General features: G+C 48.6%; 11 protein-coding genes. 1 reads left to right on the plus strand and 10 read right to left on the minus strand.

The features are described from left to right. Positions 1-106: 106 nt before the first annotated feature. Positions 107-2053, plus strand: a complete 1947-nt coding sequence (locus tag IEY34_RS01145) for an FAD-dependent oxidoreductase (RefSeq protein ID WP_229757402.1) — start codon at positions 107-109, stop codon at positions 2051-2053. 292 nt (positions 2054-2345) lie between these two features. Here the strand turns inward: IEY34_RS01145 and IEY34_RS01150 are convergent, their stop codons facing one another. The 10 genes from IEY34_RS01150 to IEY34_RS01195 all read right to left on the minus strand — a co-directional run bounded on the left by IEY34_RS01150 (position 2346) and on the right by IEY34_RS01195 (position 21968). Next, positions 2346-6203: a TIM-barrel domain-containing protein gene (locus IEY34_RS01150; RefSeq protein ID WP_189006390.1), complete on the minus strand. Its 3858-nt coding sequence runs from the start codon at positions 6201-6203 to the stop codon at positions 2346-2348. A 51-nt stretch (positions 6204-6254) separates the two neighbouring features. Next, complete coding sequence (locus tag IEY34_RS01155; RefSeq protein WP_229757403.1) at positions 6255-9530, minus strand: TIM-barrel domain-containing protein; 3276 nt, start codon at positions 9528-9530, stop codon at positions 6255-6257. Between the two features lie 160 nt (positions 9531-9690). Then, the gene (locus IEY34_RS01160; protein ID WP_189006393.1) at positions 9691-10311 is read right to left on the minus strand and encodes a thioesterase II family protein; all 621 of its coding nucleotides are present in this window, start codon (positions 10309-10311) and stop codon (positions 9691-9693) included. Then, positions 10308-14024, minus strand: coding sequence for a glycoside hydrolase family 31 protein (locus IEY34_RS01165; RefSeq protein ID WP_189006396.1), 3717 nt, complete (start codon positions 14022-14024; stop codon positions 10308-10310). Before IEY34_RS01165 ends, IEY34_RS01160 begins: the two co-directional genes overlap by 4 nt. A gap of 330 nt (positions 14025-14354) precedes the next feature. Then, a complete protein-coding gene (locus tag IEY34_RS01170; protein WP_189006399.1) occupies positions 14355-15707 on the minus strand; it encodes an ABC transporter substrate-binding protein in 1353 nt (450 codons plus the stop codon). A gap of 88 nt (positions 15708-15795) precedes the next feature. Then, the gene (locus tag IEY34_RS01175; protein WP_189006402.1) at positions 15796-16626 is read right to left on the minus strand and encodes a carbohydrate ABC transporter permease; all 831 of its coding nucleotides are present in this window, start codon (positions 16624-16626) and stop codon (positions 15796-15798) included. After that, positions 16616-17500, minus strand: a complete 885-nt coding sequence (locus tag IEY34_RS01180) for a carbohydrate ABC transporter permease (protein WP_189006405.1) — start codon at positions 17498-17500, stop codon at positions 16616-16618. Before IEY34_RS01180 ends, IEY34_RS01175 begins: the two co-directional genes overlap by 11 nt. A gap of 36 nt (positions 17501-17536) precedes the next feature. Beyond that, a complete protein-coding gene (locus IEY34_RS01185; protein ID WP_189006408.1) occupies positions 17537-18562 on the minus strand; it encodes a LacI family DNA-binding transcriptional regulator in 1026 nt (341 codons plus the stop codon). A 212-nt stretch (positions 18563-18774) separates the two neighbouring features. Beyond that, entirely contained in the window at positions 18775-20721 is a 1947-nt protein-coding gene (locus IEY34_RS01190) for a stalk domain-containing protein (protein ID WP_189006411.1), read from the minus strand. Positions 20722-20870: 149 nt separating this feature from the next. Next, entirely contained in the window at positions 20871-21968 is a 1098-nt protein-coding gene (locus IEY34_RS01195; RefSeq protein ID WP_229757404.1) for a chymotrypsin family serine protease, read from the minus strand. Positions 21969-22067 lie beyond the last annotated feature (99 nt).

The following is a 22067-nucleotide window of genomic DNA, read 5'->3' on the forward strand; positions in this document are numbered from 1 at the left end:
TACACGGGAAACAATGGTTTAGATTAATCTTTCCTGATTGTTTCAGACATCGGTCAATTCAAATGTAGACTATCGGTCTATTTTTGCATATAATAGGAATAAATCGATGATTGGGAACGGAGTGAGCCGTCTGAGTCAATTCATGAGAGCCACTACCCGCAAAAAGCGAGATGTCATGATGGAAGTCGCTTTAACGATGTTCATGGACAAAGGATATGAAAATGTATCCGTAGACGACATAATTGCCGCTACCCGGACGTCGAAGGGAACTTTTTACCATTATTTCAAAAGTAAAGATGCCATCATTTCCGCCATCTACAGCAAGCAAATCGAGTTAATTCAGGATTGGGTGAAACAGCCGCCCTCAAAGGTGCAGTCGCTTGAAGGACATATCAATCGTTTGTTTTTAGACTTAGCGTCTAACATTCAATCATCACCAAGGCTGATTCGCAGCCTGCAAGCTATTTCTTTACAAAATGAAACCGTAAAAATGGCTGAACAACACCAATTAAACGTTCTCTCGGACAGTTTGCTGCACTGGCTGCCTGATCCACTTAAAATCGATCTGCTCGTATGCATGTACATTGGCACGCTTCGAACTTGGAGCAACCAAGAGCATGCCGACCTGCTCGCCATGATGACCAATAACTTAGCTTGGATATGGGTGGGCCTTAGATCCGAAGCGCCCAATGCCCCACTTCAAGTAGAACCAGCCCCCAAGGAGGAGCACAAAATGAAAATAGCGATTATCGGCGGAGGTCTAGCCGGACTGACCGCAGCAGCTTATTTATCGGAGAACTCTAACATTGAAGGTATTTTATTCGAACGCAGCCCGCAGCTTGGAGGCCGTGCATTTACGTATGAGAAAGCGGGCTTCACGCTGAATTACGGCGCGCATGCCATCTATGGCATAGACCGACATACCTTAACCAATATGGAACGTGAACTAGGTCTCTCCTTTTCTTCCAAGCAAGTGGATAAACGCAAAGTATTTTACGCCAAACATAATCAGTTGACACCTGCTCCGCTTGATGCGATCAATTTACTGAAAACCGATCTGCTCAGCACAGCGCAAAAAGTAAGGTTCGTGGGTGAAATCGCGGCGATCATCGCAAATATTCATAATTTAAAAAATTATGCGACTTTAGCGGATTACTTGGCCGAATCCAATGCCGATGAAGACGTGAAAGAACTGTGGGAACATCTCGTCTGCTCCAACTTCTTCATTACGCCTGAGGATGCCAGAAATGTCTCCGGAGCTGTCATCAGCGAGTATTACCATAACCTGTTCCTCTCCTCCAAACCGGTAAATTATGTGCTTGGCAGTTGGGCTGTCATCACCAATCAATTAAAGCAAAAAATCACTTCCACAGGAAAATGGAACATTGCCCTTCAAGAAGGCGTTGAGAGTCTGCGCTATGCTGATCGCAAATTTATTTTGCAGACCAAAAATCAGGAAACGGCCTTTGACAAAGTCATTTTCGCCATGCCGGTGCAGCAAGTGGTCAAATTATTAAAAGGCACGGCGTGGGAGCCCTTCCTTGCTCCTTATGAAGCCAATACTGCAACCGAAGTTATGGTTTATGACGTCGGCTTAAGCCGCGTTGTCGCCAGACCATTCAGCTACATCAGTGATATGGACAATAAATTATTCATCAGCGATGTATCGGCTACGGACCACACTTTGGTGCCGGAAGGCGGTCAATTGCTGCAAGGGATTGCCTACTTAAGCGATAAATTCGACAGCGATGAGCAGCGCAAAGCTTATTTGGAAGAAAAGAATACGCAAATGGAAGCCTTGTTCGATAAGCATTACCCAGGCTGGCGCGATGTGACGGCGGTTAAGCGGGTTTCGAAGAAAGCGATGGTTTCCAGTGTGAAAAACATTGCCACGAACAACCTTTTGCCGATCCGCGTGGAAAATGTGCCTTTCTATTTCTGCGGCGACGGCTGTACGGGCAAAGGCGAGCTTGCTGAACGCGCCTTCTCCAGCGCACGCAGCGCGGCGCTCGCGATTGTGCAAGAGGTTCAGCAATCGCTGCTGAGCGTTTAAAGCAGCAGGAACCGCCAGACAGCTGAAAGGGAACTTCGATACGCTATTCGAGGAAGAAAGTGTTGGATTTAAAGTGAAACGGAACTACAGGGCGCTATTTGCCACAAGAGGCAGGCTTCAGAGGCCAAATTTTGGTAATAAGCGATTGTAGTTCCGTTTGAATAGATATTTGGTCGATTTTCGGCAAAATAGAGGATCGTAGTTCCCTCCGCGCGAGGCAGCAGTGTTAACTACGCGATCACCCTAACAAAAACCAGCACGACCCGCAAGAAAGGGCGTGCTGGTTTTTTGGTTATTGCTTCGTTACGCGCACATCGTCCAGATGCAGCGTAGTGCCGCCAGGTGAATCTACATAAAAGCCAACATCGATCTGCCCATTGGTCACCATTACATCGCTGACGCTGATATATTTCCACACACCGCTGTTGCTGATATTCGCATACATCGCCGATCCGCCATAATTTTGCACTTCCATGCGCGCTGTCGTTGGTGTCGTATTTTTCATGCGGACCCAAGCTTCAACTTTGTACTTCACGTTGTTGACGGGGACTGCTATGGTTTGATGCAGACTCTGTTGATAGGCGCCAGCCGCGAAGAAGTAAGCTCGTTTATCGCCTGACCAAGGTGATTCCGGCGGGTTCGTCGTCGAACCGCTGTCAATGCCATAAGCAACAGCCTGGGTGCTTGGATGCCACTCTACCCAATTGTGACTCAGGCTTGTGTCGCGTTCAAAATCAGGATTATCCAGCAGATTCAACTCAGATACAGGCGTCCCCGCCGCAGCCGTTGAAAGGAGCAAACGATCCAGATTGATATTTCCACTGTCGCCTGAATCATATTTGAAGGCAATCGTATTGACTCCCGCATTCAAAGTTACCGTTTGCACATTGTCCTGCCAGACGTTCCAATTGCCTCCGGGACTTGTAAAGCTGGTCTGACCCAATTTAGTTCCATTCACGTAAGTACTTACTGTTTTGGTCACGCTATTGCCATTCGCATAACGCAGAGCAACCTGATAGCTTCCGGCGCTCGGAACATTGACGTTATATTTCACCTGTCCGCCAACTGCGCTAATACTGTCAACAAATGAGGTACCACTGTAGTTCCAATGATTCGCATTCAGCGCTGCGCCGCCAGAAATCTCTGCGCTCTCCGCCTCATATTTGCCGACCACCGGGGTGAAAGGAACCGTGATATTATCTAAGTTGACATTCCCCGTGTCGCCTGCGTCACTATAGTATTTGTAAGTGACAATATTCGCGCCCGCGGTCAATGGCAGTGTCTCCGACTGCGTTGCCCACGTATCCCAATTCGCCAAACTGTTCAGCGAAGTGGACTTCACTCTTTTTCCATTCACGAAAACACTGACAGACTTCGCCGTTCCTGAAGCATTGGCATAACGCAGCGAGACATTGTAGTCGCCACCCGTTTTCACTTTAGGATAGAAGGTGATGCCTGCGCCTGCATTGCCCAATCCATCTACAAATCCTGTACCTGTATATCCGGTATGATTCGTATTCACGGTTGCCTTGGCAGCAACGGTGCTGCCGGAAAGCGAGGCATCCTCTGCTTCATATTGGACGGAAGATGCGCCAACTGCCGCCGTACCCGCGATGGCAATCGCTTTGGCAGAAGCGGAGCCTGCTGCCACCTTCACATAGGTCACATCGCCATAAACATCCTTGCCTGTCGCCCACCCTTCACCAGCCGCCGCTTTCAACGCCTGCAAACTCGCATAGGACGTCATTGCGCTGCTGTTGTTCGTTACAGAAGTAGCCGCTGAACCATGAAGCTTAACGATGTAGGACTGCAGCGCTGGTGTGAAACTTCCGCTTTTCGCTCCTAGCGTGAAGCTTTGCGAGCCTGAACCATTATCTTGGGCTGTCATATTTTGCTTGAAATAAGTGCCGCTCTCGTAGTTGTAGCTGGCTCCATCGTCATCATAGTAGGTGAAACTCGATGGTGTTGAGTTCGCGAAAACATCCACATCCACGGATGTGACAGCGCTTTGGCCCACGTAATCCTGCACTTTTTGGGTAGGGATGATTGCACCTTTTTTAATAAACAGCGGCATGTCTGTTAATGTTTCTGGGTTCACGGGATATTGAATCGTCTGACCGCCTGTATACGTAATGCCTCTTGCATAGTCGATCCAAGTCCCTGCCGGCAAATAAATATCCTTGCTCGTCTGCTGTTTATCCACAACAGGAGCCGCCAGCAGCCAATCACCGAACATCCAGGCATCTGTATAATTCTTCGCAGTCGTGTCGGTCGGATAGGCTTGCATCAATGGCTGAACAAGCCCATTTCCATTCTCGTAAGCACTTCTTTCGTAGGCATACATATAGGGGATCAAAGAATAGCGAAGCTGGATCGCCTCTTTGGAGGCTTCCTCTGCCGTCGATCCGAAATACCACGGCTGACGCTGCTGATGATTGTTCCCATGTACACGGAAAACTGGCGTTAGCGCACTAAACTGCATCCAACGCGCATACAAATCCGGGTTCGGATTATTGGTCGTCCCATCCTGCTGATTGAAGCCGCCGGTATCCATCCCCCATTTCACTTGCCCATTGTTAATCGAAGACAGCATGACCGCTCGCTGCTCCTTCATCCCTGCAGCCCAGCTGATTCGCTCCCCTTTGTTGTACTGGATGCCAATATCACCAGACCAAAGGGTTGTCGCATAACGCTGCGCTCCGGGATAGAAGGTTCTTGCGGTTTGCCAAACCCGCTGTGCTCCGCTTGTGTACGCCCGCTGCCCTTCGTACATCGTCTGAGACATATGACCTGTGGTAAAGTTGCCAAACCAATACGATGCGCCGCCGGAGGATACTTTGTCTGTCTCATCATTCCACCACCCTACTATCCCCTTATCAAGGGCATCTTTGGAATGATTCCAAAACCAGCTGCGCTCACTGGCATTATAAGGGTCGATGCTGCGCACGGTGACAGGGATGAAATAGTCCTGATACTCGCTGTGTCCCGGATAGAAGTACCCGCCATTTGTCGCATCTGTTCCTTGAGTGGTCGCAGCCGCAGAAGCATCTTTCGTGACGATCCGCGGCTTCGTGATGCCGATCATTTTGACGCCTTTGGCATCCATCGTCGACTTCCATGCTGTTGTGGAGGCAGAAGGGAAATTGGTGGTATTCCAAGCAAACTCACCATAATTTGTTTCTCCATATTTTTTCCAGTCATAATCGAAGGCGTAAGCATCGATCGGTATATTTTTGGCGCGGTACGTGTCCACATTGTTCGTAACTTCCGTTTGATTCGTATCCCATTCGAAGTTCATGAAGCCAAGCGACCACTTGGGCAGCATCGGCGGTTTGCCCGTTATCTCTGCTACGCTGCTCATGACTTCCTTAGGAGAGCCAAGCATAATGTAATACTCGACATTTTGCTTCGAATATCGGCGCCCTTCTACAGGGGTACCGCCATAATAAAATTCCATTTTCCCCGTTGCGCTGTCCGTGTACGGATAGCCGCCATCACTGTCAACCAATACGCCATAGCCAGCTGTGCTCCAAATGAGCGGCCCGCCGGAATCGCCTTGCTCACCGGCATGCGCAGGTTCCGAGGAGGTGTTCCGCAGCAAATCCCCGCCGTTGTCGAACGCATTGAAGCTGCGAATACCGTACATATTGTCTGCCGTATTATGGACGAAGCGCACACCGTCGGAGAATACCCCGCCTCCTGACGGTTCCCAGAATAAGGTTGTGCCATCGGCCTTTTTCACCGTCATCCGCACAGGACTTTTCGTGATCTCGATCTTCATGGTTGAGGTCGTAATTGTCATTGGATTTGTCGCCGTGTTAATCGTAGCGCCTACGGAAGACCACGTTTTATTCGGATCCAGCATCGGCGTTTTAGTGCTTGACGCTACACCATTAGGCCGATAATCAACCTTCAAAATACCGCTTTGCACAGCCTGTATAACCAGAAGATCATCGTTAGGCTCAGCGCCATTATCAACAGTGAGCGTCAGGGTATCTCCAGTCACACTCGAACTCACAAGATTGCCAAGGCTGCTGACATAGGCATGAGCAGGAGAACCTGGAAGTACAAGGGGAGTTGAGACTACAAGCGTACAGGCGGTGAATAAAACCAAAACTCGCGAAACATTATTATTTAACAATTTCATCATAGATACTCCCTTTCGCTAAGGAAATAAGGGAGGGCCAAGCCCTCCCAGCTTTTAGTGCTCTACGATAGCTATGTGATCGAGATTAATGCCAAGTGTGTTTGTGCTATCATAACTAACTTTCACTGTGTTGAGACCTGCAGTTAACGTTACGTTAACCGTTGCCGTTCCCCAGGTATCCCAGTTCGTTGTCAGCGGTAAAGCAAGGTCCGTTACTTTGGTGTTATTGACATAGATGGCGCGAGACCCATTGCCGGCCCCCGAGGAATAGCGCACCTTCAACGTATAGGTGCCTGCGGCTTTAACAGAAACATCGAAGGAAACATTGTCTCCCACCGTATCGAAGCCATCCACAAATCCAGTGCCCGTGTAACCCGTATGATTCGTGTTCGTAGTTACGCTGGTCAGAGCGGCAAACTCAGCTTCATACTCGACTTTATTCACGCCATTCAGCACAACAGATTGAGCAGAAGCACTTGCCCCAAGCTTTGCATACGTGAATTTCTGAACGGTGTCATAGTACCAGCCTGTCGAAGCGCCAATTAAGGCGGATAAAGTGCTGTATTCCGTCATCGCAGATCCGCCAACAGTAACAGAAGACGGTTTGGTTGTGAACACTTGCAAGGTTTTGGTGGAATTAATAGCCGGGACTGACACCGTTTCTTTATTCAATCCATATTGTTCGGTAGAGGTGATTGTTTTCACGGAACCGCCAATGTCATCGTTCCAGTCATATGTTGTTGTCCCTAGCGGATAAATGCGGAAGGCCAGATTCGTATAACTCGTCAAACTGTTCCCAATCGTCCCGCCAAGCTGATATTGCGCATTCAAATTGAGCGGGAGTATGCTGCCTGACTTCACAAAGACAGGAAGATCATCGACTCCTGCATAGTAGCTGATCGTCCGTCCGCCTGGACGCTGCGCACCGAACCAGAAATCAACCCAGTCGCCTTGGGGAAGATAAATGCTCTTGTTCGTTTCACCTTGATTCAGCACAGGCGCAACGAGTAAATTACTGCCAAACATATACTGCTGATTCAATCCGTAAGTGTTCGTATCCGTCGGATTGTCAAGCACCATCGCACGCATCACGGGCACACCGGTATCGCTTGCTTTCTTCGCCTCACTATAAATGTAAGGCAGCAGATTCATCCGGGTATTCGTGTATTTGGCAAAATGGTTAATGATCGTGTTGTCGCCCGTACGCGCTTGGGCGTTCCATGGGGAGCGTTCTTCGTTAATGCCTGAACTGCCATTCGATTCCGAATGGAACTGCATGATAGGAGCAAATGCAGCCATTTCAGTTGCCCGTTTGTACAATTCAGCCGATGGATAGGAGCCCGTGAAGCCGGCCATATCCCAGCTCCAGTAAGGAACGCCTGACATACTGGCGGTAAGTCCCGCATTGACAGCCTGTTGGAAAGCGCCAAACGTCGACTCTTGGTCACCGGACCAGAAAATCTGATTCGCTTGGGCACCTTGCGTACCGGAACGACTGAACGAGACGGCATTGCTTTTCTTCGAACGAGCATATTCGTTATACGCTTTTACATACTCATTCGGGTATTGATTGCGCATTTCATCGCCTTTTTTACCATTGGAAAACGTATTCGAACGGCCCCACACCATTTCACCGCCATCCGTTTTGAAGCCATCAATGCCAACGCCATCAAACAGATAGGCACGTTTGGACATCCACCAGTTCTTGGCCGTTGTATTCGTGAAATCAAGCAGCAAGCTATTCTCGAACCACTGTCCAGCCGGTATCCGATATTGGCCTCCGCTGCCGTTGCCTACGGCATAATTTTGCGCTACCATGTAGGCTTCGTCATTATCTTTCTGGGTGTAAGCAGATGCCGTCCATTTCTGAATCGGAACCTGCCACAACACAAGCTTCATCCCATTATTATGCACGTTGTCGGCCATGGCTTTAGGATCCGTCCATTTGCCATTGAACGTGAAATCCGTATAGGCATGGGCAGCGCTGCCCGTCTTAGGTGTATACGTTGCATCATTAAAAATGTAAAATGTGTTCTCATCACTCCATTGTTCAAGAACCACAGCCGTTGCAGGAATATTGTTGGTATTCGCATTGGTAATGGCTGTCGAGACCTTGGACTGACGATCCCATTCATTGGCTGACATCCATAAACCGAAAGCCCATTTCGGCAATGCCGTCGGCTTGCCTGTAATATTGGCATAGTTGCCTACCACATTATTCAAATCATTTCCGTAAATGAAATAATAATCCAGTGTAGAGGCGGCGCTGCCCCCTGTATCAGCTGTAAAGCTGAACATATCGGTTCGTTCTGTAGCCAAGCGGAATTTGGAGTAATACGTTGAATTAACGAAGATGCCATAACCACTGCTGTTAAGCATAAAAGGAATCGCCATGTACGTTCGGTCATTCTGATTTTTGTATTGATTGTACACATAGGTGTCTACATCCGTGCCCCGTTTGCGAAAGTTGTTGTAGTGCTCGCCAAAGCCGAAAAACTCCTCGGCTGCCGGGGAATAAAAATGATCTTCCAGCTTGTTGATGACGGTGCTGCCATTGGTCAGCCAAGCAATATTGCGATTCGTGGTGCTGTCATATTGACGGGCAATCAGCGTAGTCCCATCCGGTTTATACACACTAAGCTTGAATGGATTCTTATCCACCTTCACCTTCAATTTGGACGTTGTAAGCCAAGTCGTTGATGCCGTATCCGAAACCGTATAATTGCTAAGGCCAGTGTTTAGAGTGCCGGTACCCGTCGGTGAAACCTGCACTCGCAGCACATCATCCGCTGCAAAGGAAAGATTGATCTTAGGCGTCATTGTGCCTGTATTTGCGACTGCATTCAGCACAACACGATTCGTATTGTTCGTGATCGAGCCTACACTGCTGACCGACTCCCAGCCAGTCACAGTGAATGTATAGGGGCCATTGGTCTTTTCATTCGCACCGTCCTTGTTGCCATGAACGGTATAACTAATCACATCCCCTTTGGCAAAACTGCCGAGATTGGCCTCCCAATACGTATTGTTGCCGCTGTTGTATTTATATGCCGCTCCGACCGCCGTTTGACTGACACTATTTTTGGTCCAGGTTACCCACACGCTCTGTCCGGATTCAATAGGCCAAGTCGTTATTTTGATATAAACCGTATCACCTGCGACAGGATCCCTTGGACTTCGTTCCGTAGCCTGAATCTCATATAAATCATCAATACCATACGGAGCATGATACACACCATCAATAGCGTAGATCGACGGGACGACCAAGAAGAAACAAAGCATAAACGAAAATCCAAATCGCATCAGTGCAGACAGCTTTCTTACATGCATAATTTTTTCCCCTTCCACACTCAAATTTTGTTCCTCTGAACGGGCACCACGATGAGTCACCAACCAACTTGCCTACTCGTCATCTATGCGCAGCTCCAGGCATCACCCCTCTCACGTATATAGCGGTTCCGAGTCTCCATCTCTTGGAACCGCCGATTCTTTATGTCATGTATTCTCTTTCCACAATCGTTTGGGCTACCTGCAGCCAGCGGATGATATCCGCTTGCCAGAAGGCATGATTCCCTTCACAGACATGCACGTCGCAGATTTTGGACGTATAACGACTCCATTCCGATAGTTGATCAATCATCGCATGTTCATCTTTATTCCCAGTGAACACGCTAATCCTCGAACGAAGCTGCTCACGATCGACCGGCGGACGATATTCCCCCACAGGCTGGCAGCCAAAATCCTCCTTCTGAAGCCCACCTGCTTCACTGCGAGTTCGCAGCAGATGCGGGGCGCTGCATCCAGACAGAAACAAGTGGCTCGGTTCCCTCAGACCAGCACCCATTAAGCGATGGCTAACCTCAAAGGCAAGTAAACTACCCCAGCAATGGCCTACGAAGACATATTCTTCATTAGGCACCAACTGCTTGCTAATGGATAGGACAGCTTCTTCCAGCGCTTGTTCCCAACGAGCAGAATACACCTCACGCATGGACAATCCGGTTTGCAGCAGCTCCACACCATGGAATCTTATGCTTGCTGGCAATTCGCCGCTCCAAGCATGATAGGATTCCGAGAAATCACCACAGTGAGGAAAACCGAACAGAATCACCCTTCTATCACCAGACTTCCTGCCGATTCCTCCGTGGCAATGACCACATCTTTACGGAAAATGACATACTGTCCCGGCTTTAATTGTTCGACATCATCAACTGTGGATAACTGAATTCCAGATGACGTCACATGTGCTGCCCCATCCGGTTGGTACAACATGAACGTAACCGCTTGATTCATTTGGCCGGACCATTGCAGCTGAACCTCAGCCTGATCGCGCTTCGCCGTAATAACCAAATGATTACCCAAGTCATCCTCGAACTCCGTTTCCAGTTCTGAAGTCACATAAACTCGCAAACACAAATGCTCATAGCGATCAACCCGATTGCCAACATGATCGCCCAGCGAATAATCCTCCCCCAAATGAAGGGCAATCACACTATTTTGCTTCTGATAAACAGGGATGCTTGCTAGAGGTGCAACTACTTTCAACAAACATCCTCCCTGAATCTCTTCCTGTTCTTGCAGGGAAAGCCACGTTCCCTCAGGGAAATAAACCTCCTTGGAGTAATGTCCTTCTGCCATGACAGGAGCCACCAGCAAACTTTCGCCAAACATGTATTGGCTGATCATCTCTGTGCAATGCGGATCTGCAGGATATTGCAGCGACATCGCCCGCATCATCGGCAGTCCGGTTCGGCTGGTACGAATCGCCTGATCATAAATATAAGGCAAGAGATTCATCCGAATATCAGCGTATTTCTTATACAAATCGATCACGATCGGCTGCCCCGTACGTTCTGCGATGTTCCAAGGCGTCCTGTCTTGGTTGAACTCCCCCTTGGTCTCGGCATGATATTGCATCACTGGGCAGAACGCAGCCATTTGCGTGGATCTCACGAACAGCTCAGCCGTCGGAATGTCACCATGAAAGCCGCCCAAATCCCAACCCCAGAACGGAATCCCCGACATACTGCTGGATAGTCCTGCGATCATAGAGGATCGGAAGGCCTCGAAGGTTGAACGCTCATCTCCAGCCCAATGCAAAGGGTACCGCTGTGCGCCTGTATAACCCGCTCGACTGAACGTAATGCCGCCATCCTGGGCATATTTCCCAATGAAATCGTAATAGCTGCCCACATACAAATTGGGATATAAATTGCGCATTTCACGACCCGTTGACCCGTCAAAGAACTGCAAATCATGACCGAAAACAAATTCACCGCCATCGGTTTTGAAGCCATCCACACCGATTTCATCAGCTAGATACTGGCGTTTATCGAACCACCACTTCGACGCTTCCGGGTTCGTAAAGTCGATAATATGACTATCCTTAAACCAGTTGTACGGTAATGTGTATGCTTCGCCTGTCGCTGTCTTTACCTCATACCCTTGTTTCAGGAGAGTTATTTCATCCTGATCGCGCTGACCATGCGCAACGCCATACATATGTTTGTGGATCGGAATTTGCCATAGCAGCACTTTCAAGCCCTGGTTATGCAGCTCATCAACCATTGTTTTGGGGCTCGGCCAACGCCCCCACTCCGGAAACTGGAAATCGTCATAGCGGAAAGGCTCGCTGCCATCTCTGACCTCGTACTGCGCATCGTTGAAAATATAAAAGGTCGCCTCGTCGCTCCATTGCTCAATGACAAGCACCGTAGACGGAATTTGATATCGGGCGGTCAGCTCCGCCTGCTTCAGAACCTCAGCTTGAGAGTCCCAGTTATTGCTGGACATCCAAGGGCCAAATGACCATTTTGGCGGCAGCATAGGTCTGCCGGATAGCTGTGTAAATTGCCCAACCATAGCCAGCGGTTCATCGGCAAATAGATAAGCTGCGACTTGCTGCTTGGCGCTTGATACATCGACTTCCACTTCAACTAGGTCAGATAACCGTGTGTGAAAACGGAATGTCGAGTAAAGCGGCGTATCCACGAAGAGAGCATACCCGCCGGAGGAAATCGCAAACGGAACCGGCATGTACGTCTTCAAGCCTTGATCCCGGTACTGATTGTACACATATTGGTCCACTTCTTGACCCGAGTACTCATAATGGCAGAAGCGCTCGCCCATCCCAAACCAGCGATGCTCCGGCTTCGTCCGGAAGTTCAGCCGCACCTTATGGAGCAAGCCCGCGCCGTCGATTAGCGCCTCGACAAGAGGCTTCCCTTCGGCGGCGAAGCCCTCCATCAGCTCGCCCTCCGCGCTGCGCAGCACCAGCGCGAGCTTGCCCTCGCGCACGTCGGCTTCCAGCCGTGCGCGCCCAACCGCAACAGCCGCCTGCTGCGCCGGCTGGCCATTCGCCGGTTCGCCATCTGCGGCGAACGTCACCTGCACAGCGCCGCTCGCGTCGGCGCGGAACGTTAAGGCAGCGGTGCGCGAAGCCTCCGCGCCGTAGGCCAACAAGGCGACGAAGCCGTCCTCCGTCGTCTCCAAAGCACGGACGTGCGCCAGCGGCACCCAAGCCCGCACGTGAAAGCTGTAAGTCGCCGAACGCTGCGACTTGCCTCCCTGTTGAAGCGCGAAAGCATAGCTCACCTCGTCACCTGCGAGGTATGGGCCCAGCTGCGCTTCCCAGACCTTCTCTCCGCCATCCATCACTTTCATGACGGCGGGGACGGCCTCAGCTGCCGGAATACCATTCACGGCAGCCTGCACAGAGACGATCTGACTCGCCTGAAAAGGCTGAGTCAGCAATCGCACGATCACCGTATCCCCCGCTTGAGGTTCCCGGGGAAAACGCTCATAAGACAGGATGACATACGGATCATCGTAACCCGTTGGTTGATGAATCAAGCGAACACTGTCCAATTCATCCTTGTTGGACTTGCCAGAAAGCAGCGAGGCCTGCGTAAGTGTCACCAAGATAGAGCTCAAGACGCTTACATCAGGCTCACCATAGCGTTCTAGTGAATGCGTCAGCAGCAGAGGCTCCTTGGCTGTGGCGATATCCACTTCCGGCAGCCGCCCCTGCTTCTCGAGTAAGTTCTCTACGTGCGCAAGCAGTTCTTTGGCCCTTACGGTATCGCCTTTTTTGGCGTAGTACCAAGCGAGCAAGCAGGTCAGATCCGGTCGCTCACAACCGCCGTATGACGTGTCGCCTACTTTAAATCTCACGCCTTGTTCAACTAGCGTCTCTTCCAATTCGTACAACGCTTCAATTAATATTCGATCTTCAATACCCAGTAAACCGAATGGAATAGCTGCAGTGACAATATCGCCATGTATGGCGGTATCCCCCAATTGACTGATTACTCGTCCGTCTTTAATCATGCTGGCAAACAGGAGTTCACGAATCGCTTTGAGCAGACGCACGCCACGTTCGCCAATGCCGTTCTGAACATTGACTTGCAGCGCAGCGAAATAAATGGCCAGGTGGCTTAAATAAATACCCTCGCTTCCATCCGTTAGCCAATGAGGCTGCGGCTTCTGCCAGTTCGCCTCCAGATAAAGCGTCGTTGCCGCTGTATAACTACCCAGCTCCGTTTTAAACGCCAGATCATCCGTCGCCTTCACATATTCTCCGACCACCCATAGAACGAGCGCAGCATCTGTCAGTAGAACTTGATCTCGATCTTCCTTATGACCTGATCTGCTTTGCAACAATCGAAGCAGCGGCAAGGCACGATCAGCCTCGCCTCGCTGAATGAGCGCATAGCTCAAAAACACCAGATCGCGATTAGCAGCCCTGTGCCCAGTGATTGTTACTTGACCTGTATGTTCATCCAGAACGAAATCCAGATTAGATTGTGTATGTTGTGTTTGCACAATAAGCCTCCTGCTTCTCTTAAAAGTTAAAAAAGAAAAACGGCTTCACCGCCCTGATAGATCAGTCTCTCCTTAGCGGCAAAACCTTGTAAGGGAAATAGAGGACGCTAATTAGGAAAAAAGTAGGGGGCATGGGTAATAGCGAAACTACAGGGTCTTATTTCCACAAATACGTTGAAAATTCCCATGAAACGGAAAAATAGCGACCTGTCGTTCCCTCACCCTACCGAAAATGACACTTTTAGCTTGAATAGCGCATCGTAGTTAAATAAAGGGGCTCTTGCCGCAACAATGCCCCTTTTTTTTGCTGACTCTACGCCTGCTTTTCTTCTATTTAGCTACTAGTTTCTCAATTTTGGCCTGCGCTTCATTCAGCGCTTTTTCTGCTGTGTAATCGGATTTCAGCTTCGCTTTATCCAATTCATCACCGATTGCTTTCGTCAGATCATTCCATTTGTCCGGAATGGGCCCAACAGGGGTCAATACAAGAGTATTCAAAGCTTCAAGAACGACTTTCTTCGATTCAGGTGGCGTTTGTTTGAAATAAGCTTGCATCACTTTTTCATCGGAGACAGCTGGCACGCTCCAACCTTTCTCAATCCGCTTGCTGACAACCGCAGGATCTGAGGACATGAATTTGATGAATTTCCATGCCGCGTCGGCATTTTTCGTTTTGTCGGATACGACTAATCCATCGGCAAAGAAATGGTGAGCTTTCTTCGTGTTGCCTGGTTCCAGGGCAATATCCCATTTGAAAGGAGCATCGGCAAAGCGGCTGAAGTTCCAGATCCCGCCACGAAGCATCGCGATTTTGCCTGCCTTGAAAGCATTCAAATCAGCGTCCGGTTGATTAAACGTATCATCGTTAAGCGCAGGAGAGACTTTATATTTCTTTGCTTTATCCAGCATCCAATTCAATGCCTCGATATTTTCTTTACTGTTTACGGTCGGTTTCCCATCAGCACTCCAAATCCCGCCGCCGTTCTGAGCAATCGTCTTATAAAACTCATAGAATTGAATCGGCGAGTACGTTCCCCAGACACCACTTTTGGCATCCGTCAGCTTCTGAGCTGCTTCAAGCTCCTGCTTCCACGTCCAATCGGCCTTCGGGTACTCAACTTGCTTTTTGTCAAACAAGTCCTTATTATAGAAAAGAACTACGTCCGAAAAAGACTCTACGACGCCATATTGCTTGTTTTGATATTTGAAAGAGTCATAGGCGAGACCTTTGTAGATTTCCGGCTTGAACGTCGTGTCCTTCGCAATGATCGGCGTCAAGTCTTTCAATGTATTTTTCGCAGCATAAGAGACAAAGTTTTCATATCCGACCTCAAATACGTCAGGCGCATCCCCCGATGCAAGCTGCGTATTGAGTTTCGTGTAGTAATTATTGTAGTCGACGATATCCACTTTGACCTTCACGTCAGGATTGGCCGTCTCGAACGCTTTCACCATATCGCTTAATGTCTGCTCTTGTGAGCCGCTTGCGGTATACTGCATGAACTTGAGTGTAACCGGATCTTTCTTTGTCTCCGGCGTTGCCGCTGCTGTTGCTGCGGCCGTTGGCTCTTGCTTAGGCGCTGCTGATGCTTCCCCAGGCTTTTTATCCGATCCACACCCCGTTGCCGCAAGAGAAACGACAACACTTAAAGCTACGACCCATCCCGCTTTTTTCACTACCATGTATAAACCCTCTTTTCATCTCAAATTTTCTTCGACAATTCCTTACACGATGGCAATTCGAATCTTCTGCCGCACATCACCCCTCTCGTTAACCTTTGACACCGCTCATGGTCATTCCCTTAATGAAGTATCTGGATGCAAACAAAAACACGATGAATATCGGAATAAAACTAATCACATTGCCCGCCATCAGAATGTTCCATTCTGTCGCCCATCTGCCCTGTAATTTACTGAGCCCAATAGGTAGCGTCATCAACTCCTTATCACTTGTAATAATTAGCGGCCACAAAAAATTGTTCCACGAAGCCATGAAAGCAAAGATTGCCAAAGTCGCGAGCGCAGGCTTGCTTAACGGAAGTATGACACTTGCGAACACTCTCACATAAGAAGCTCCATCCATTCTAGCCGCCTCAATCAGCGGATCGGGAATCGTCATGATATGCTGTCTAAGCAGGAAAGTACCGTAAGCGCTGAAGATACCAGGTAAAATGAGTCCCAAATACGTATTGGTTAAATGCAGCTTCTGAAACACGATAAAGAGCGGTGTCATCGTGACCTGCATCGGTATCATCATCGTAATGAGATAAAGAACGAATAACGTCTCCCTCCCTCGAAAAGGAATTTTCGCGAAAACAAACGCCGCCATCGCACATACAACGATTTGTGCAATTGTCGTTACGAATGAAACGGCTACACTATTGCCCAAAAATCGATAGATTGGAAAGTATTTGGTAATTTCCACGTAGTTGCTGAACTTAAACGTGTCGGGAATCAAATTCGGCGGCATCCTGACGACTTCCAGGTTATCTTTGAAGGAGCCTGAAAGCATCCAAACAAAAGGAAACATGAGGACAACAGCCGCCACGATCAAGATGAGATGTGAAAGCAGGTTGCGATACGGCATGTATTTATCTGTCATAAGTAACCCACCTTTTCTGAAGCTGCTGCTGAATGATCGTCACGAGGAAAATGATTACAAACAAGATCCAGGACTGCGCGGAAGCAAAGCCCATCTTATAGCTTTGAAAAGCATTCCCATAAATTTGCTGCACAAGTGTGCTCGTTTGCCCTGCCGGTCCGCCGCCTGTCATGACCAGCACTTGATCGAACAACTGGAAGCCATTGATCAGCGAAATAACGAGCACGAAAAATATACTAGGTGTCAGCAGCGGCAGCGTAACACGGAAAAATTGTTGAAAACCGCCAGCGCCGTCGATCGTCGCCGCTTCGTAATAGTCTTCCGAAATGTCCTGCAGCCCAGCGAGAAGAATGACCGTTACATAACCGATATCTTTCCACACGCTCACGGCAATAATCGAAGGCATCGCCCACACAAAATCTTGCAGCCAAACGGGACCTTGAACACCGATCAGTGACAATAAGTAGTTAATCAGTCCGCTTTGTCCGTTCAATAACCAGCGCCAGACGATGGAAACAGCCACCCATGAAGTGATCACCGGCACAAAGATAAAAATGCGATACAGCTTTATCCCCGTTAGCTTTCTATTCAATAAAACAGCAAACAGCAAGCCGAAGATCAAGACAGAAGGTATATAGCCAACGATGTACTGCAAAATGTTAAGCAATGATGTAAGCGTTTTCTCATCTTGCAAAGCTTCGCTGTAATTATCGATCCCAACAAACTTTGCCGGAGTTAGCAAATCCCAGTTCGTAAAGCTGATAACGGCCGACGAGAGCATCGGCACGAGTTGGAAGAGCAGCAGCCCAGCTAAGCTTGGAAGTAAAAATCCGATAATAACAACGACTTTGGATAGTTTATTTTGTCCTACCATGACAACAATCTCCTTTTCCGGTTCCCCACATGATGGTTAGTCCTTGACTCTCACTGTGGCTCTCTCCACAATCGTGAGCGGCAGCATTATTTCATTGGCTTCTTGTTCCACGCCGCCTTGAATCATATGAATGAGATGCTCAGCAGCAATTGCGCCTTTTTCCGTAATATTTTGGCGGACCGTGGTGAGTGGCGGAATAAACATTTTGGACATGGTAATGTCATCAAAGCCAATAACCGAAATATCTTCGGGCACCTTTTTACCTTGATCCACCAAACTCCGGATGGCTCCGAATGCAACCATATCGCCAGTTGCGAACACTGCGGTAATTTCCGGGAATTTCTTGGCTATCAACTGACCCGCCGCCACACCATGCTCATAACTCATAGATTCTTCAAACACATAGTCCGGATTATAAAAGAAATTGGCCTCGCGAATCGCTCGCTTGTAGCCGAGGAACCTTTTCTCGACGACGCCATCCTTGCGAATCGCTCCTGTCACCAGTCCAATGTTCGAGTGGCCCTTATCGATCAAATACTTTGTCGCCAAATAGCCGCCATACTCATCATCAATGCCAATCCGCTTAAAGTAACTATCGTTAATGTAGCTGTCGATCAACACAATCGGAATGTTAATTTTCTTAAAGCCATCATAAAATTGTTCCGGATATATCCCCATCATGATGGCGCCATCCAGATTCCGCTGAACGGATAAATCCAGATAGCTCTCACCTTGATTCACCCCTGATAACAAAAGATGATAACCGTACTCGCGCAGCTTGCCTTCGATCCCGCTGATCATTTCACTATAGAAAGGGTTTTCAAGAATAAGCTGCTTGTGCGATTCCGTCTGTGGTATCACAATGCCAATCAGCTTGGATTGGTTCTTGACCAAGCTTCTCGCCGAGAAATCAGGTATGTAGTTCATTGTGTCAATAATCTTCTTAATGCGCTCGATCGTTTCATTGGAGACCTTATCCGTCCTGCCATTTAATGCATAGGAAACTGCGGCTGCTGAAACGCCTGCGACTTTGGCCACATCTTTGATTGTTGGTTTTTTCATGAGTTCCCCTCTTTAGTTACACGTTTAACTAGATTATAAGACGGATTACCCAAAATTACAATATGATAACGCTATCTTTCGCCTATTAAATTCATTTATAAGTTATGCGTTTAACTAAATAAAGTTTAATGTCTATTTCGATAACCTAGAAAAAGCGAAAACCGCCCCAATCCCTGACATAAAGTCAGCTCACGGAGCGGTTTCACTTATTCTTATTTCTTAGAAATCGTTACGGTTCTGCTTGAACCATCCCAACCCACCGTTCCACCGAAGGTTTCACCTACAAACCTAGCTGGAGCTAACGTATAGCCGTTAACTAACTGGGCGGCTTCGTCTAACTGCCGGGCTTGGCCATTCACATAAACCGTCTTCTGATCAAGGGTCAACTTCACTGTCGTGCCGCCTTTTTTGGCCGTAACCGATCTCGTTGCCGCCTCATATTCAACGGTTGCCCCCATCGCTTCAAATATAGCTCGAAGCGGTGTCAGCGTTGAGCCATTCCTGATAACAGGCGCTTGCTCAAAAGTCAGTTCCTTGCCGTCTAATTCGACGGATACTTGCGACGAGATGCCATACGTGCGCAAAGCAACCTGAGCTCCCGCTTTGTTGTAAACTTTGATCTGCATGACAGAGCCTTCGGGCACTTCACCTGCCTTGAGCGTGAGTCCATAGGGCAAGTCTGTCTGCGAAGCAATAACCCGTCCATTCAAGACATAGTCCACTTTGCCTATATAAACGTCAGGAATTTTGACGAATGGAATGAATTCGGCCTGTTTGGTGAACGCTTGGTGATTGGCATTTACTGGTACATACCCCAGCTTATCTGACGGCTGCGCGCCATCGGCAACTTTGGACAGCAAGTAAGGGTTCGCAATAAGCTTGCTATAGTACGTCTGAATTTCCGAAGAGTCCGACAACGAGTAGTCATTCTTCGCATTCGTCATTTTTTGATCGACATTAAAATAAGTAATCGCTTTTAATCTCGGATACTTGTACGGCATAATTTCATACAGACGCTGCAGGTTAAGCTTGGCCCATTCCGTAAAATCCTCGTCAGCAGCATGTGAATAATGCGGGACTCCCGTTTCGCTGAGCATCAAGGGCTTTCGGTCTGAATAGGTGTTATACAGTCTCGTGAGCCTTTCGACGTTGCTCGTAGAAATCATTGTCGGCAGAGATGGATCCCCGTTTTCGTAAGGTTCTATGTACAAACTTACCCCGACCCAATCTACATAATCATCTCCAGGATAATAAGGGTCGATATCATTCGCCGGCACATCGCCTGGACTCCAAACCATGGCAACGTTAGGTGCTTCTGTGGCAAATACATCATGCAGCATGCGGAATTTGGCGATGTACTGGGCAGGGTTGCCGTGCCATTTGACCCAAGCGCCATTCATTTCACCTGCAAAACGCAGGAAAATGGGGATACCCGCAGCCTTGGCATCCTGTGCCCATTTGCGCAAATACGTTCCGTCCGCCACAGGATCCAGACCATCATCTGGTTCCCAAGCGATCTGCAAGGCTCCGCCAGCCTCTTTCGCCCGTTTGGCATAAGTAGCAGGGAAGCCTTGCCCCCAATGAGCGTAAGCCAAGTAAATGGCATGATTTTTACCATAAACGGATTCTGTTTTCGTAAAAAGGTTTCCTACTTTAGGATCCTGCTCCGAATACATACCTAGGTATGTCCCATAGGCGGGCTCAAATTTGGCGAGACGGCCACTTTGCGGCAAAGCTTGCCGTTTAAGCTCAGAGGAATCACGTTCCGTTCTATATAATTCAATCGTCGTTCGAATTTGATCCGCGCGCTGCAGTTTGACGGCTCCCCAGTCTCTTCCTGCTTTCACCCAATATTGATTCTCTAACTCATAGTAATAAATCGCTTGGTCATAGTTCCCAATTGCATCATAGTAAGCATCCAATTTCCCGCAAAAGAGTGCGGCATTTTCCCATTCCCCTGATCTTGCATAATGATTAGCGAGGAACTGCCAGTGCGGAACGGCCTCGGCTTGATTGCCTTCTGCGCGAAGCGACTCCGCTTTCTGCCAATGATCCCACACGATGTCGGCGTGTACAGGTGCCGGTGAAACTGCAATACTAGCAGCCAATAAACCAACAGCCAATGTTAGAATGCTTACTTTGCTAGTTGCTTTCTTCAAATCAGTTGACTCCCTTCCTCTGTGTTGTCTGTGAGTTGTCATTAAGTGAATACGTCAAGAATGCTGGAAAGTAGCACTTTTCATAAAAATACAAAGTGAGAGGCTGTCTCACAGGTTAACAACCTAGCAAGCAGCCCTCCTATTGATATTTATCTGGATTTCACCAGGATAGCTCGTATCCGTTTTCGTTGCTGCTGTGTTAACGGCTGTACATAAGCATGATTTCCGATAGGAGCCGCCCCGCGAATCAAACCTGCCTTGACCGATTGACCGGATGCCGGGATCGCCACACGCAACCCATAAGTGGACATAACCAAGCCAATCGGATTGCTGATCGAACGGACACCATCTTTCGTACCTGCAAAATTAAGCGCAGCTGCATAGCGATCACTTGCCCGCAGCCATACGGAGCCGGAATCTCCGGGAAGCGACACTGGCCCGTTATTACCTCGAATGATAGATTGATTGCGGAATAGCAAATCACCCAAAGTGCCTCCGTAAGAGACCCGAATATCCACATTATTAGCTTCAACCGTTCCTCTGACGAAACCGGTTGTTCGCCCTGACTTCATCACTTGCAACCCAACGGGGTAGCTGAGCAGATGTCCCGGAACCGTAATTAATTGTCCGGAAGAGCTAATTTGGTAACGAGGATTCAATACGCTGTTGGCAGTCGGAATCGCAATCGCAGAATCCTGAAAATTGACGCCTCCCGGAAGGAGTCGGACGAACTGGAACGCTCTGCCTATTGTATCATTGCTGGCAGTGCCGCCATCAGCTGGACCAGGCTGCAGCGTCGCTGAGAAAGAACTGGAATTGTCTCTGATTAACACATGGTTATTGCTGAGCACATACAGCTGATTATTTTTGATCACGATGAGACCCGCTGTTCCTGTTGCAGCTGGATTCACTCTGCCAATACTTACACCACCGGGGACAGGACGCACTCGACTTGTGAACGAAGCGGCTTTCGCTCCCTTAGGTTTAGAACTCTGCGCATGGGAACTAAATTTGCCGGCATGCACGAAACGTACGGGAACTGCGCTTCCTGCTTGGGCTAATGTCCCTTTGAGGCTGTTGATACGGGATGGGACGATCTTCTGATGCGTATACACGATAACGCCTGCCCCCAGAGCCGGTTTATTAGGATCGGCATAACCTACGCCTACGGCCGTAACCTCAGCTCTTTTTAATAGGACAGGCGAAATTCTATTCTTATGTTTTAGAGCCTCGTGAAAAGTAGCCATTCACATTCTCCTCTTCTTTAAAGATGTTGCAATGTATGCCAACTTGTACGAATTGGCGTGTTGCGTTCACCTAAAGAGAGTTATAGAGAGCAAAAAAGG

It is taken from the genome of Paenibacillus marchantiophytorum, assembly GCF_014640555.1.
Taxonomy (GTDB): Bacteria; Bacillota; Bacilli; order Paenibacillales; family NBRC-103111; genus Paenibacillus_E; species Paenibacillus_E marchantiophytorum.

Coding starts and splice junctions, on each gene's coding strand:
- IEY34_RS01175 (WP_189006402.1), bottom strand. CDS start 16,626: ATGACAGATAAATACATGCCGTATCGCAACCTGCTTTCACATCTCATC.
- IEY34_RS01180 (WP_189006405.1), bottom strand. CDS start 17,500: ATGGTAGGACAAAATAAACTATCCAAAGTCGTTGTTATTATCGGATTT.
- IEY34_RS01155 (WP_229757403.1), bottom strand. CDS start 9,530: ATGCATGTAAGAAAGCTGTCTGCACTGATGCGATTTGGATTTTCGTTT.
- IEY34_RS01170 (WP_189006399.1), bottom strand. CDS start 15,707: ATGGTAGTGAAAAAAGCGGGATGGGTCGTAGCTTTAAGTGTTGTCGTT.
- IEY34_RS01150 (WP_189006390.1), bottom strand. CDS start 6,203: ATGATGAAATTGTTAAATAATAATGTTTCGCGAGTTTTGGTTTTATTC.
- IEY34_RS01185 (WP_189006408.1), bottom strand. CDS start 18,562: ATGAAAAAACCAACAATCAAAGATGTGGCCAAAGTCGCAGGCGTTTCA.
- IEY34_RS01145 (WP_229757402.1), top strand. CDS start 107: ATGATTGGGAACGGAGTGAGCCGTCTGAGTCAATTCATGAGAGCCACT.
- IEY34_RS01195 (WP_229757404.1), bottom strand. CDS start 21,968: ATGGCTACTTTTCACGAGGCTCTAAAACATAAGAATAGAATTTCGCCT.